The organism is Agarivorans sp. Z349TD_8, from assembly GCF_050870825.2.
Classification (GTDB): domain Bacteria; phylum Pseudomonadota; class Gammaproteobacteria; order Enterobacterales; family Celerinatantimonadaceae; genus Agarivorans.
In genome coordinates, this window is sequence record NZ_CP194037.2 from 3537320 (window position 1) to 3550935 (window position 13616).

At 45.2% G+C, this 13616-nt stretch carries 14 protein-coding genes; 7 read left to right on the forward strand and 7 right to left on the reverse strand.

Translation table 11 applies throughout. The features are described 5' to 3' along the window. Positions 1 to 6: 6 nt before the first annotated feature. A complete protein-coding gene (locus ACRRS1_RS15960; RefSeq protein ID WP_432452210.1) occupies positions 7 to 234 on the reverse strand; it encodes a sulfurtransferase TusA family protein in 228 nt (75 codons plus the stop codon). A 124-nt stretch (positions 235 to 358) separates the two neighbouring features. Between ACRRS1_RS15960 and ACRRS1_RS15965 the strand changes: the two genes are divergently transcribed. Genes ACRRS1_RS15965 through ACRRS1_RS15975 form a run of 3 tightly spaced genes read left to right on the forward strand, consistent with a single transcriptional unit; the run spans position 359 to position 2558 of the window. Beyond that, positions 359 to 1798 carry a M48 family metalloprotease gene (locus tag ACRRS1_RS15965; RefSeq protein ID WP_432467401.1) on the forward strand — a complete coding sequence of 480 codons (1440 nt, stop codon included), beginning with the start codon at positions 359 to 361 and terminating at the stop codon, positions 1796 to 1798. A gap of 21 nt (positions 1799 to 1819) precedes the next feature. After that, a complete protein-coding gene (arsC, locus tag ACRRS1_RS15970; protein ID WP_432467400.1) occupies positions 1820 to 2170 on the forward strand; it encodes an arsenate reductase (glutaredoxin) in 351 nt (116 codons plus the stop codon). Then, positions 2163 to 2558, forward strand: coding sequence for a DUF2069 domain-containing protein (locus ACRRS1_RS15975; RefSeq protein ID WP_432452207.1), 396 nt, complete (start codon positions 2163 to 2165; stop codon positions 2556 to 2558). The genes arsC and ACRRS1_RS15975 overlap by 8 nt, the downstream gene beginning before the upstream one ends. A 275-nt stretch (positions 2559 to 2833) precedes the next feature. On the opposite strand, the gene ACRRS1_RS15980 is transcribed toward ACRRS1_RS15975, so the two are convergent. From ACRRS1_RS15980 to upp, 4 genes are all read right to left on the reverse strand, one after another. Then, positions 2834 to 3106, reverse strand: coding sequence for a hypothetical protein (locus ACRRS1_RS15980; RefSeq protein ID WP_432452206.1), 273 nt, complete (start codon positions 3104 to 3106; stop codon positions 2834 to 2836). Positions 3107 to 3504: 398 nt separating this feature from the next. Beyond that, a complete protein-coding gene (gene hda / locus ACRRS1_RS15985; RefSeq protein ID WP_432467399.1) occupies positions 3505 to 4209 on the reverse strand; it encodes a DnaA inactivator Hda in 705 nt (234 codons plus the stop codon). A 70-nt stretch (positions 4210 to 4279) separates the two neighbouring features. Further along, positions 4280 to 5275: a DUF2066 domain-containing protein gene (locus ACRRS1_RS15990; RefSeq protein ID WP_432452204.1), complete on the reverse strand. Its 996-nt coding sequence runs from the start codon at positions 5273 to 5275 to the stop codon at positions 4280 to 4282. A 46-nt stretch (positions 5276 to 5321) separates the two neighbouring features. Further along, the gene (gene upp / locus ACRRS1_RS15995; protein WP_432452203.1) at positions 5322 to 5948 is read right to left on the reverse strand and encodes a uracil phosphoribosyltransferase; all 627 of its coding nucleotides are present in this window, start codon (positions 5946 to 5948) and stop codon (positions 5322 to 5324) included. A gap of 171 nt (positions 5949 to 6119) precedes the next feature. On the opposite strand from upp, the gene purM reads away from it, so the two are divergent. Both purM and purN read left to right on the forward strand, forming a co-directional pair. Beyond that, positions 6120 to 7160, forward strand: a complete 1041-nt coding sequence (gene purM, locus ACRRS1_RS16000) for a phosphoribosylformylglycinamidine cyclo-ligase (protein WP_432452202.1) — start codon at positions 6120 to 6122, stop codon at positions 7158 to 7160. 8 nt (positions 7161 to 7168) lie between these two features. After that, entirely contained in the window at positions 7169 to 7810 is a 642-nt protein-coding gene (gene purN, locus ACRRS1_RS16005; RefSeq protein ID WP_432463636.1) for a phosphoribosylglycinamide formyltransferase, read from the forward strand. Positions 7811 to 7833: 23 nt separating this feature from the next. Here the strand turns inward: purN and ACRRS1_RS16010 are convergent, their stop codons facing one another. Both ACRRS1_RS16010 and lpcA read right to left on the reverse strand, forming a co-directional pair. Beyond that, positions 7834 to 8598 carry a class II glutamine amidotransferase gene (locus tag ACRRS1_RS16010; protein ID WP_432459855.1) on the reverse strand — a complete coding sequence of 255 codons (765 nt, stop codon included), beginning with the start codon at positions 8596 to 8598 and terminating at the stop codon, positions 7834 to 7836. Between the two features lie 33 nt (positions 8599 to 8631). Then, complete coding sequence (gene lpcA, locus ACRRS1_RS16015) at positions 8632 to 9207, reverse strand: D-sedoheptulose 7-phosphate isomerase (protein ID WP_432452199.1); 576 nt, start codon at positions 9205 to 9207, stop codon at positions 8632 to 8634. A gap of 212 nt (positions 9208 to 9419) precedes the next feature. On the opposite strand from lpcA, the gene fadE reads away from it, so the two are divergent. Beyond that, complete coding sequence (fadE, locus tag ACRRS1_RS16020) at positions 9420 to 11891, forward strand: acyl-CoA dehydrogenase FadE (protein WP_432467398.1); 2472 nt, start codon at positions 9420 to 9422, stop codon at positions 11889 to 11891. Between the two features lie 121 nt (positions 11892 to 12012). Next, positions 12013 to 13539: a DUF3369 domain-containing protein gene (locus ACRRS1_RS16025; protein WP_432452197.1), complete on the forward strand. Its 1527-nt coding sequence runs from the start codon at positions 12013 to 12015 to the stop codon at positions 13537 to 13539. Positions 13540 to 13616 lie beyond the last annotated feature (77 nt).

Below are 13616 nucleotides of genomic sequence, written 5' to 3' on the forward strand. Positions count from 1 at the left end.
ACTGCGTTAATCCTTAAGCATATGAACGGTGATTGTGACACAAAACTGCTGGGAATTTTGCTCGATTTTAACCTCATGGCCTAAACCTTGAAAATACTTAGGAATATCCCGACATGACCCCGGATCGGCCAGCCATAACTTTAACTGCTCCCCCTGCTGCGCTTGCTTTAACCACAATTTACTTTGCAGCAGAGGAATTGGACAAATTTGATCTTCAAAGTTAAGACAACGCATGCATCTTACCCATAGCAACAATGAAATGATCATAGTTTATCATCAAGAATGGCATTTATAGCTTTTGAATAACAAACAAAATCAGAGTATTCTCGCCGATAAGAAAAATAGATAGTGGAAACTAATGATCCGTCTTTTGCAGCTTATTTTTGTCGGTATATTGTTTGTATATACGCCCTTCATATCTGCCAATAACCAATTGCCTGAAATAGGTACGGCTGGGGCGTCGGCATTATCCATCGACAAAGAGGTTATTTACGGCAAAGCCTACATGCGACTGATTCGAGCAAGTCACCGCATGACCAATGATCCTGTACTCTCAGAATATGTCAGCGAACTCGGAAATCACTTAGTCGCCAAAGCGGAGCAAGTTCGCACACCATTTCATTTTTTCTTAGTGTCCGACAATGAAATTAACGCGGCTGCCTTTCTCGGCGGTTATGTGAAGATCCACACCGGCTTATTTCTATATGCCAATACCGAGAGTGAATTTGCCTCGGTGATTGCCCACGAGATCGCCCACGTTACCCAACGACATATTGCGCGTAGTATCGAAAACCAAGCCGCTGCGCAAAACCTAACCCTCGCAGGTATGTTAGGTTCAGTGCTATTAGGGATCGCGAATCCAGTTGCAGGTATAGCAGCGCTGCAGGCGTCGATGGCAGCCAACATCCAAAATTCGATTAACTATACTCGGGCAAACGAATTTGAAGCCGACCGTATCGGTTTACAAACCCTCGTCAGAGCGGGTTACGATCCCGCTGGCATGGGTAGTTTTTTCGGTAAACTTGCCGAAAAATATCGTTATGCTAGCAAACCACCACAAATGCTCATTACCCACCCCTTACCAGAAACTAGGGTGAGTGAGGCGCGTGCCAGAGCCAATCAATACCCACAGCACTTTATTGCGCCCTCATTAGCATTCCAGTTTGCCAAAGCCCGGATCATCGTCCGTCATGGTACTTTAGACGCTAAAGCCGCCTTAGACTATTATCAACAACAACTGCAACGTAAAGAATATCGTATCAAAGACGCAGCCTTATATGGTAAAGCACTTGCCCTATTTGGCTTAGGCCAATATCCGGAGTCTAAAACTATCATTGATGAGCTCGCCAAACGTCATCCCGATAACTTATTTATGATCGATACCCTGAGTGATATTGACCTCGCTCAACAACACTTCGAATCAGCGATTGCTCGTCTACAGAGTGCTCAATCTCGTTACCCCGATAATCAAGTCATCATATTAAATTTATCTCACGCCTATAGTGAAAAAGGCGAATTTACCAAGGCCGCTAAGCTGCTCGACCGTTATTTACGCCATCACCCAGATGATAGTTTGGCCTGGGGGGAGCTTAGCCGAGCACAAGGGCGGCTAAATAATTTACTGGAAAGCCATATCGCTCAAGCCGAGTATTTATCATTACATTCAGATTATCGACGTGCCATTGATGAATTGCATAGTGCCTATAACTTAACTAAAAATCAGCTCGAGCTGGCACGGATTGAGGCGAGAATCAAACAGTTTGAAGCTGCTGAAAAACAATTAGAAGAACTGAACTAATCTGAGGTTTAAGGAAATACCATGTCTGAAATAAAAATACTGCATAACCCGCGTTGCTCGAAGAGCCGCCAAACACTACAACTGCTTCGCGACCAAGGCATTGAGCCAGAAATTATCTTGTACTTAGAGACGCCTCCCAGCGAACAGCAACTAGACCTTATTTTAAACATGCTGAGCATTGAGCCTCGCCAATTGATGCGTACTAAAGACGAGCTATATAAACAACTTAACTTAGCAGACGAGTCTCTCAATAGAGCACAATTGATTGCCGCAATGCACACCAACCCTAAATTGATTGAACGCCCCATCGTCATCAATCAACAGCAGGCACGGATCGGTCGACCTCCTCAACAGGTATTAGAGATTGTCTAGATTCACCAGTCCACAACTGCTATTACTGGCCAAAACCAGTTACCTTGGTCTACTCGCCTGGGTCTGTTTATGGCACCTATGGTTGTCACCGCCAGTAGACATCAGTATCGGTTTAATGCTGCTATTCTGGGTACTTCCCCTACTTTTCCCCTTAAGAGGGATTTTGGCTGGCAAACCCTACACCTATGCCTGGAGCTGCTTTGTATTGCTGTTATATGTGTTGCACAGCACCACACTTTTAGCCACCTCAAACAACGAACGCGGCATGGCTGCTGTCGAGTTGCTATTGGTACTCACCGCCTTTATTTCTAGCCTTAGCTACGCCAAACAACGCGGCAAAGAACTTGGTATCGGTTTAAAGAAACTCAAAGATAAATCACCCGATTGATCAATGAGGCCCATGGCAAGTGATGTGATAGGTGGCTTACCTATACTCGATAAAAAGTTCGGGAATAATGGTAGCAAATGTAGGCCGAAAGGAGGAGTAGCTAGATAAAATCTAGCCTATCTTGAGCAAGCAAAACCATAATTCACAAACCACGAATAGCAACTCCCCCCGATTTAAGCATTATTCGCCAGTTGGGGAGCGTGTATCGCAAGTAACACATAAGTTTTAATAGATTGGAAAGCCAAGCAATCTTGATTGTGCTTGGCTTTTACGACTCAGAAATCAAGACGTTGAATATGCGTGATCCCTACATGACCTTGTAAGTCACTAAACATATGAACCATGGCAGGGTAAGGTTGTGCACCAGGATAAACAACTTCAGCATTACAGAAAAATGCATAATTACAACCTGCAACCACCTGAGTCGCAACCACCAGAGGTTTATAACTCACACCAACAAACCCTTCCATCCCATGCACAAATACTTGGTTATCTTCGTCTGATAGTTCATGAAAAGGACTCCAACCACCCGCGAGTTGATTAGCCATATCAGTTTCCTTTTTCTTAAGCTCTCGTTATTGAGCAAATTAACTATAGTTAATTTTATGGTTTGTGCAAATATTCAAACAAAAGACACTACAAATCAGCTGCTGACAGACACACGACCAGAAGAGCAAACCAGACATGGCTCATTCACTGTTAGCATTCGGTCATATGGCGTAAATTATCTGGCAGCATTTGCTACAGAACTGCGTATTACCGAACAAATGGAAATCAATGGGTAGCAAAAGCTAGAGAAATTGGGATTTGTTCAATGTAGTGACTTGAACGCCCGTCCCATGGCTCTAAGAAACGGTTGCTCTCGAAGACGCTTGATTCACGCGATTTGAAATAAAAGTTTCCTCAAAGCTTAAGCGAATTAAGCCACACAGAAGCCCTCTATCTGCTAAATTTCGAGAATTTCCTTCACAAAAGGAACTGTAAGTTTGCGTTGCGCGGTGATCGAAGCTTGATCTAATACATCAAGTTTCTTCAATAAGGTCGGCATGTCTCTCGACAAACGTTTAAGTAAAAAACGAGCTACCTCTAAGGGCATTTTCAAACCGCGTAATTCAGCACGTAACTGCAAGGCGCTCAGTTTCTGCTCATCATCAAGCTCATGCAGTTTATAAGTGACCCCCCAATTTAAACGGGATTGCAGATCAGCTAAAGCAAAAGAGAGTTGTGGCGCAGGTGCATTAGCGGTCACAATTAGCCGAGTCGTTGAGGCTAACTCTTTACGACGATTGTAAAAATCGAAAATTGCTTCTTCCCATGCCTGAATACCGACAATGGCATCGATATTATCTAAACACACCAAAGCCATGGTTTCCAAACCTTCAAGCATTTGCGGTGACATCGCTGCATGTAAATCTAGCGGCAAATAAGCGCTTGCGGCCCCCATATCAGCCATCTCAGTACAACTGGCATGCAGCAGGTGGGTTCGACCAGAGCCTTCCGCGCCCCACAAATACAACATTCTCTCCCCCTTATCTAAGGCAAGATTACGTAAGGCACTCAACAACTGCTGATTATCTCCCGGGTAAAAACTCACCAAGGTTTCATCATCAGGTAAATGCACAGGAAGTGATAATTGTGGGGAAAAACTCAAAGTAACAAATCAAAGCCGATACAAAACTTGCGCCATTGTATCAGCTAGGCCTTAAGATTAGAAATTTTTGCTATTGGAAATAGTATAGCTTATCGCGAATATCATCGGCTTGTAGGCGCGGGGAGATATCTAGGGACGATTTTAAATCCTGCCAAGGACTTAATAACTGAACCCGAAAAGTAAAGGTATCATGGTTAACTTGTTCCAGAGTGACACTTGCCACACTAGGCTGCTGATTCAAAAAACGTTCTAAATCCACATATTTATTCATGCCGGTAATATTAGCAAAACTGAGTACGATAGCTTCATCGGTGCTTTCACCCAATGCCACCCCAAAACGCTCCGCCAAGCTAGCGCTTACCGCGTCCATGGCCGCGGCAGCGACTTCCTCAAGAGGTGCTTGCACCTGACCGCTGGCTAACTGAACTTGGTTAGCACTATCGAGTAAACGCCACTGTATCTGCCAATTCTGTCCTTGTGGATATTGGCGAAAGCTCAAGATGAGAGGCGTATTATATCGAGCACTAGCGGTGTATAGAGGGCCATCGAAGCCCCCCCAAACATCATTGACGCTAAGAGCCATACTATCGCTCAAATCCATCACTGGTAGGCGGATCGGTAAGGCTAATAACTGCGCCTGCTGTCGCCCATGCACAAACCAACTTTGCTCAGCACTATCGGCCATCAATTGGCGATTGAAATTTTGCTCAGACGCATACCACAATAGAATATCAGGCCGTTGCTTCCCCCAAAGACGTAGCTGGGCTTGGGTCAATAATTGATTCACTTTGGCTTCGTTAAATAGCACAGATATGTGCTGTTCAGCAAAACTAAACTGCTGAATATATGGAGTTATATTCTTCTTAGCCTTCACCACCAAGGGATTGGAATGACTCGCCGAATCCCCCGTTAAACGCCGTAATAATAATTCAAAAGCTTGCTGTTGATCTTGCTTATTATCGCCACTGGCGACAGCTTCAACCCGGTATAAGTCGTTTTGTTGGGACGCTTCAACCGGCAAAAATACCAAGGCCAAACTCAATACCAACCAGCACTGTTTTATCACTACGTTCTCCCAGAGAAACTCATCAACGATCCTGACCCGCTACCGTTTATTTAGTACCGAAGATCTTATCACCCGCATCGCCTAATCCCGGAAGGATATAACCATGCTCATTTAATTTTTCATCAATCGATGCAGTATACAAGACCAAATCAGGATGTGCAGCTTCCAAGGCTTTTAAACCTTCTGGTGCAGCGACCAATACTAATACCACAATATTCTTACAGCCTTGTTCTTTGAGCAAATCGATGGTCGCGATCATCGATCCACCAGTCGCTAGCATCGGATCAACAACAATGGCTAAACGCTCTTCTATTTGCCCCACCAATTTATGGAAATACGGCACAGGCTCTAAAGTTTCTTCGTTCCGATAAATCCCTACCACACTGGTTTTTGCTGAAGGCATATGCTCTAACACACCATCCATCATGCCAAGTCCAGCGCGCAAAATGGGGACCACTGTGGCTTTTTTACCTTTAATTTGCTCAATGGTCACCGGACCATTCCAACCATTAATTGTGACCTCTTCCAACTCCAAATTAGCCGTTGCTTCATAAGTGAGCAAAGTAGAGACTTCACGCGCTAACTCACGAAAACGCTTAGTACTAATATCGGCTTCGCGCATTAAGCCAATTTTATGACGAACCAGTGGGTGCTTTACTTCAACAACTTTCATGTTTATTCCTATAATTTAGCGAATTGTGAGCCGCCAGTGTAAACCAAGCTCAATCAAGATATGTTAGCAAATATCAACAAAATGTTTTAGTTCTCGTTTACTACTGTTCCAGCGCAGCTAACACTGCTAAAATGTCGCCAAATTTTTCTCAGTTCGCTGCAAGGTAATCCTGTGACCAAACAAAACACCCCTCTGAGCTATAAAGATGCTGGCGTTGATATCGAAGCTGGTAATGCATTAGTTGAACGAATCAAGAGCGTGAGTAAACGCACCCAACGTCCGGAAGTGATGGGCGGACTCGGAGGCTTTGGTGCCTTATGTCAATTACCTTCCGGTTACAATGAACCGGTATTGGTTGCAGGCACCGATGGTGTAGGTACTAAACTTCGTCTTGCTTTAGACTTAGAAAAACACGATACCGTCGGGATTGATTTAGTCGCCATGTGTGTCAACGACTTAATTGTTCAAGGGGCTGAGCCACTATTCTTCTTAGATTACTATGCCACCGGCAAGCTCGATGTCGATACCGCTGCCGACGTAGTGAAAGGGATAGGTCATGGTTGTGAGTTATCCGGTTGCGCTCTAATCGGTGGTGAAACCGCGGAAATGCCTGGCATGTATCACGGTGACGACTACGACATCGCAGGCTTCTGTGTTGGAGTTGTAGAAAAAGCCGAAATCATTGATGGGACTAAAGTGGTTGCCGGGGATGCGCTGATTGCACTCGCTTCAAGCGGCCCTCACTCAAACGGCTATTCATTGATTCGTAAAATTCTTGAAGTCTCGAATGCCGATCCGAAGCAAATGTTAGGTGAGAAAACGTTGGGTGAAGCGCTGTTAACCCCAACCAAAATCTACGTGAAGTCGGTACTTGCCTTGCTCAAGCAATGTGAAGTACATGCCCTATCGCATATCACTGGTGGTGGCTTCTGGGAAAATATTCCTCGGGTATTACCTGCAGGTGCAAAAGCTGTGGTAGATGAGAATAGCTGGCAGTGGCCTGAAGTATTCAACTGGCTACAAGAACACGGTAACGTTGCTCGTGAAGAAATGTACCGCACCTTTAACTGTGGGGTTGGTATGGTGATTGCGCTTCCTGAAGCAGAAGTAGAGGCGGCCTTAGCTCTGTTAGCAGAACACGGCGAGAGCGCTTGGAAAATTGGTCACATTGAAGATGTAGCCACTGACGAGAATCAAGTCGAGTTCAAATAGGATACATAATGGCTGGCAACATTGTTGTATTAATTTCAGGTTCAGGGACTAACCTGCAAGCCATTATCGATGCCTGTAATGAGGGGCGTGTCAACGCCTCCATTTGCACAGTAATAAGCAATAAAGCGGAAGCTTATGGCTTAGAACGAGCAGCGCAAGCAGGCATTCATACGGTGGTACTCGACCCCAAACCGTATACTGATCGCGAAACTTATGATCAAGCCTTAGGCGATATCATTGAACAGCAGCAAGCTGATCTGATCGTAATGGCTGGCTTTATGCGGATCTTAAGTGAACCATTTGTGCAACGTTTTAGCGGAAAAATGCTGAATATTCACCCTTCGTTATTGCCAAAATATCAAGGTTTACATACTCATCAACGCGCTATCGATGCTGGCGATCAAGAACACGGTTGCAGCGTCCACTTTGTGACGCCGGAATTAGATGGCGGACCGGTGATCTTACAAGCCAAGGTGCCAGTATTTAGCGAAGACAATGCCAATCAACTTGCTGCCAGAGTGCAAGTTCAGGAGCATGCTATCTATCCGGTGGTGGTGAACTGGTTTGTGGAACAACGACTGCTGATGCAACAAGGTAAAGCGGTACTCGACGGTCATATCCTACCAAGTGGTGGTTACGCCAATAATTAAAAAAGCGCCAACCAGGCGCTTTTTTATTGCACTTCGCCTTCCTTAAACAACACATACTCACCAATGGCGATTTTTTGCCACTGTTCATTATTGGTTAAAGGTTGAGTCGCAATCATCGTGACCACATCATTGGGTGTGGTTTCTTTACAAAAATCGATGGTGACATCGGCATCGGCTAATTGTGCTTCACCAAAGGGGGCTCGACGAGTAATCCAGTGTAAGTTCGTGGAACAATAAGCCATCACATATTCACCATTGCTCAGTAACATGTTAAACACGCCCCGCGACCTGAGTTGCTCCGCCAAGCTTGCCACAAACTTAAACATGGCTTGCATATTGTTGGGTTTACGCGGGTATTTCAGGCGTAATTGCTCTAATAACCAACAAAAAGCATGTTCGCTATCGGTGGCCCCTACCGGGCGAAAAAAACCGGTGTCGAGCTGTTTATAGCCTTTTAGCTGGCCGTTATGCGCGTAGGTCCAATTTTGTCCCCACAATTCTCGGGTAAAAGGGTGGGTATTCTCCAAAGAAACACACCCCCGGTTGGCTTGGCGAATATGGCCAATCACCGCCTTACTCTTAATCGGAAAAGCCTGCACTAACTCAGCTATTTTAGACTCACTGCTTGGGGCTGGGTCTTTAAAACTACGACAGCCCTTGCCTTCGTAGAAGGTAATCCCCCAGCCATCCACATGCGGGCCAGTCACCCCACCACGCTGCACTAATCCAGTAAAAGAAAAACAAATGTCGGTGGGTACATTTGCACTCATTCCCAATAACTCACACATATTACCGCTCGCTCAATACGCTATTTGAATGGCTTATTGAGCCATATGCTTTTCAATTAATTGGATCAAAATGTGGATCACTTTAATATGAATTTCTTGGATACGATCAGCAAAACCAAAATGTGGTACCCGAATTTCAATATCCGCTTGACCAGCCATTTTCCCGCCATCTTTACCCGATAGAATAATCACCTTCATTCCTTTCGCTTTGGCCGCTTCAATTGCTTTAATAATATTACCTGAATTACCACTGGTACTAATCCCAAACAACACATCGCCCTTCTGGCCCAAGCCCTCGATATAACGCGAGAAAACAAATTCATAGCCATAATCGTTACTCACACAAGAGAGGTGACTGGGATCAGAAATCGCGATCGCAGGCAACGCAGGACGATTTTCACGGTAACGACCCGTGAGTTCTTCAGCAAAGTGCATGGCATCGCAATGCGAGCCACCATTGCCACAGGCAAGCACCTTACCTTGCTGCTTAAAGCTATCCGCAAGTAGCTGAGCCGCATTATCGATGGCGTCAATATTATTTTGATCCGTGATAAAAGCATTCAACACGTTTGCGGCTTCTTGTAACTCTTCAACTATCAGACTTTTCATTAAAACTATCTCATTTTATGCAAGCTATCAGGCTGACACTATAACGTTTTTTAATAGGATATTCAGCGCTCAAAACGAGCCTAATGCTCATTTTGTTAAACAGATATTACGCCACCAACATGTTGAGCAAATGTAAATTACTTGCGATCTTTTAACCTTTGAGTTACAAATAGCAAGAGGTCAGACCTCTTAACGAGACCAAGGAGATATTCATGCTAAGTTATTCACCGCTATTTGCCATTGTTGGTATTGGCCTACTCATCTGTGGGCTAGCCTACTTTAGGGCTTCGTTATTAGCCTTTAGCCTCGCCGTTACTGCCGCTTTAGTGGCTTACAGCGCCATCACACCATTAAGTGAAATCTTTTGGCTCGGCTTTTTAGTTGTAGTCGGAGGGATTAATTTTAAACCTTTAAGGCAACAGCTCATTTCCAAACCACTATTTAAAATCTTTAAAAAGATCATGCCAGAGATGTCACGAACAGAGAAAGAAGCAATTGATGCGGGCAGCACCTGGTGGGAAGGTGAATTATTTCGTGGGGATCCGAATTGGAAAGTGCTACACAGTTACCCCGCACCCCGTCTCAGCCCGGAAGAACAGGCTTTTATCGATGGTCCTGTAGAGCAGGTCTGCGCCATGACCAATGATTGGCAAATCACTCACGAACTCGCTGACTTACCTCCGGAAATTTGGGACTTTCTTAAAACCCATAAATTCTTCGCGATGATCATCAAGAAACAATATGGTGGCCTCGAATTTTCAGCCTACGCACAGTCCTGTGTATTACAAAAACTAGCCAGTATCTCTGCCGTACTATCAAGTACCGTCGGAGTCCCCAACTCCTTAGGTCCCGGTGAATTGCTACAACACTATGGCACCAAACAACAGCAAGACTATTACTTGCCACGCTTAGCCGAAGGGAAAGAAATTCCTTGTTTTGCACTCACCAGTCCAGAAGCTGGGTCCGACGCGGGCTCAATCCCCGACTCAGGCATTGTATGCATGGGTGACTGGCAAGGTGAACAAGTACTGGGGATGCAACTTACCTGGAATAAACGCTATATCACCCTCGCGCCTGTAGCAACCATTCTTGGGCTGGCTTTCAAACTCTCGGATCCCGAGGGATTACTGGGCGATCAAAAAGAGCTTGGGATTACCTGCGCACTAATCCCCACCGATATTGAAGGCGTTGAGGTCGGTCGTCGCCATTTCCCGCTGAATATCCCTTTTATGAATGGCCCTACAACCGCTAACCAACTATTTGTTCCTATCGATTACATTATCGGCGGCCAAGCCATGGCTGGCCAAGGTTGGCGAATGCTGGTCGAGTGCCTATCGGTCGGTCGCGGCATCACCCTGCCCTCAAGTGCAACTGGCAGTATTAAAAATGCAGCTTTAGCGACTGGCGCCTATGCCCGTATACGTCGCCAATTTAAACTGCCCATTGGTAAGATGGAAGGGATTGAAGAGCCATTGGCTCGTCTCGCCGGTAACGCTTATATGATGGGCGCGGCATCGGATCTAACCGTGACTGCCATCGATTTAGGTGAAAAACCCTCGGTGGTATCAGCTATCGTTAAATACCATTTAACCCATCGAGGACAACGCGCCAGCATCGATGCCATGGATATCGTCGGCGGCAAGGGGATTTGCCTTGGGCCAAAAAACTTCCTCGCCCGAGCTTATCAAGGTGCACCGATTGCCATTACCGTTGAAGGTGCGAATATCCTCACCCGCAGTATGATTATCTATGGACAAGGGGCCATTCGTTGCCACCCCTATGTGCTCGCTGAAATGGAAGCAGCGCAGCATCCAGACTTTCATCAAGGCCTTCAACAGTTCGATAGCGCCTTATTCAGTCATTTAGGTTTTGCGGTGAGTAACTTTATTCGTAGTTTTTGGTTTGGCCTGAGTGGAAATACGCTGCTAAAAGCGCCCTATTCCGATCAAACAGCAATCTACTATAAACAACTGACTCGCTTTAGTAGCAACTTAGCCTTGCTCTCTGATGTGGCCATGGGCACCCTCGGCGGAAGTCTGAAACGAAAAGAACGTGTTTCTGCACGCTTAGGCGACATTCTTAGTCAGCTTTATCTTTGTTCAGCAACACTGAAGCGCTATGCTGACGATGGCCGAAAACAAGAAGATCTCCCCCTGCTACACTGGAGCATGCAAGAAGCTTTATTCCAGTTACAAACCGCTCTAGATGAACTCCTTCGCAACTTCCCAAACAAATGGGTAGGCAAATTCATGCGACTCGTGGTGTTCCCGCTAGGCAAGCCATTACATGCGCCTAGCGACCAGTTGGATCATCAACTAGCCCAGATGTTACAACAACCAAGTGAAACCCGAGAGCGACTTGGTCAAGGTCGTTTTGCCAGTCGAGTCGCTGGTAATGTTTATGGCGAATTAGAGCAAACCTTAGAAGACGTGCTCGCCTGTGAAGGCCTGCATGACAAAATTTGCAAGGCGATCGGTGAAAAGCGTCCGTTCACCCAGCTCGACAAACTTGCCCTTGAAGGCCTCACGCTAGAAGTCATCACTCAAGCTGAAGCCGAATTAATGCGGCGCACCGAGCAAGGCCGTTTAAACGCAATTAACGTCGATGATTTTGCGCATCAACAATTAGAGAACAGCACCCAGCCTGCACAAGACCAAAGGTCTAGATTAGGGTCGGTCGCTTAAATGGCAAACTCAAACCAAAGCGAGCCTAGCTCGCTTTTTTTATATCGATAAAATCAATCATTAAATTGAATTTACGCCGAGAATATCCTTTACTTAATCAAAAGTATAAGTTTGGATTGTAATGGAAGATGACTTCTTTGTTTTAGCTGACAGTGCTCCTGATGATATTATTCCACGGGCCCAATGGAAGCTATTGGTGGTAGATGATGAGCCCGAAGTTCATCACATTACCACGATGGCCTTGTCTCAGTTTATTTTCGATAATAAAACCCTTCACTTCTTACATGCCAACTCAGCAAAAGAAGCCAAAGAAGTTTTCAATGCTCATTCCGATATCGCTTTAGTTCTACTCGATGTGGTCATGGAAACCGACGATGCAGGCTTACGCTTAGTCCACTACATTCGCCAACAGTTAAACAATAAGAGCGTCCGTATTGTGTTACGAACCGGGCAGCCAGGGCAAGCGCCAGAAGATGAAGTGGTAGAAAACTATGACATCAATGACTATAAAGATAAAACCGAGTTAACCTCACAAAAGCTGCGCACCCTGATCCGCGCCAGCTTACGCTCATATCGAGATATATGCGCCTTAGAAAGACATAAGTTAGGCCTAGAAAAAGTCGTTAAGGCCTCCCGCGGCATATTTGAAAAACACGCGCTTTTCGCCTTTGTTGAAGGTGCTCTCGAACAATTATCCGCCATCCTAAATATTGAAGATAGCTGTATCTACCAAGTGGAACAGTTTGCTTATCAAGTACATTCAACCCAGCTACAACTCCTAGCTTATCAAGGCAAGCACCGCCCTCAAGTTGAGAACTTGTCAATTAATGATTTTTCGGATCCCCCACAACGACTCCTAAAACAAGCCATTGAAAGCAAACTCAACGTTTTTGAAGATCAAGCGTTGGTCATTTACTGTGAAAACTCAGCCAATAGCTTATTGTTCTTAATCACCCGTAATCAGGCCTTCAATGAGGATGAACAGCATTTCATTAACTTGCTAAGTGACAATATCATCGCAGCGTTAGAAAACATTCGACTCAATGAACTCATTAGCAGCAATCAAAAAGAAGTTCTTTATCGGCTCGGTGAGATTGTCGAAACACGCTCGAGGGAGTCAGGTAAGCATGTGCGTCGAGTCGCTCTATATACAGCTTTATTGGCCCAACAAATTGGCTTACCACCAGAGAAAGTCGATCAACTTAAATTGGCCTCGCCACTACACGATGTAGGAAAAGTCGCCATTCCCGATGCTATCTTACACAAACCTGGAAAGCTGAACTCAGAAGAATGGGAACAGATGAAGACTCATGCGCTTATTGGTAAGAAGATGCTCAGTGGCTCTAGTATTGAAATTATGCGACTAGCCGCAGAGATTGCTGGCGCCCATCATGAGTACTGGGATGGTAGTGGCTACCCAGAGGGTTTAAAAGGAGAACAAATACCTCTCTGTGGCCGTTTAACAGCATTGGCAGATGTATTTGATGCACTGGGAAGCGTTCGCTGTTACAAGCAGCGCTGGGAAGATGAAGAAATCATTGACTATCTACAACAACAAAGCGGGCGGCAATTTGAACCACGGCTAATCGGTGTATTACTCGATAATTTCGAAAAATTTCAAGCGATCCGCGACAAATATCAAGACTAGTGCTCAAGTTTTGTAAGCCTTATTTCACGATCAAATAATTCGTTTAAACCAAGGCTAATAAATCAAGCTACAGGATT

Bases quoted from the DNA above. Each gene is read 5' to 3' on its own strand.
- ACRRS1_RS15960 (WP_432452210.1), bottom strand. From the start codon at position 234: ATGCGTTGTCTTAACTTTGAAGATCAAATTTGTCCAATTCCTCTGCTG.
- ACRRS1_RS15965 (WP_432467401.1), top strand. From the start codon at position 359: ATGATCCGTCTTTTGCAGCTTATTTTTGTCGGTATATTGTTTGTATAT.
- arsC (WP_432467400.1), top strand. From the start codon at position 1,820: ATGTCTGAAATAAAAATACTGCATAACCCGCGTTGCTCGAAGAGCCGC.
- ACRRS1_RS15980 (WP_432452206.1), bottom strand. From the start codon at position 3,106: ATGGCTAATCAACTCGCGGGTGGTTGGAGTCCTTTTCATGAACTATCA.
- upp (WP_432452203.1), bottom strand. From the start codon at position 5,948: ATGAAAGTTGTTGAAGTAAAGCACCCACTGGTTCGTCATAAAATTGGC.
- purN (WP_432463636.1), top strand. From the start codon at position 7,169: ATGGCTGGCAACATTGTTGTATTAATTTCAGGTTCAGGGACTAACCTG.
- ACRRS1_RS16010 (WP_432459855.1), bottom strand. From the start codon at position 8,598: ATGTGTGAGTTATTGGGAATGAGTGCAAATGTACCCACCGACATTTGT.
- lpcA (WP_432452199.1), bottom strand. From the start codon at position 9,207: ATGAAAAGTCTGATAGTTGAAGAGTTACAAGAAGCCGCAAACGTGTTG.
- fadE (WP_432467398.1), top strand. From the start codon at position 9,420: ATGCTAAGTTATTCACCGCTATTTGCCATTGTTGGTATTGGCCTACTC.
- ACRRS1_RS16025 (WP_432452197.1), top strand. From the start codon at position 12,013: ATGGAAGATGACTTCTTTGTTTTAGCTGACAGTGCTCCTGATGATATT.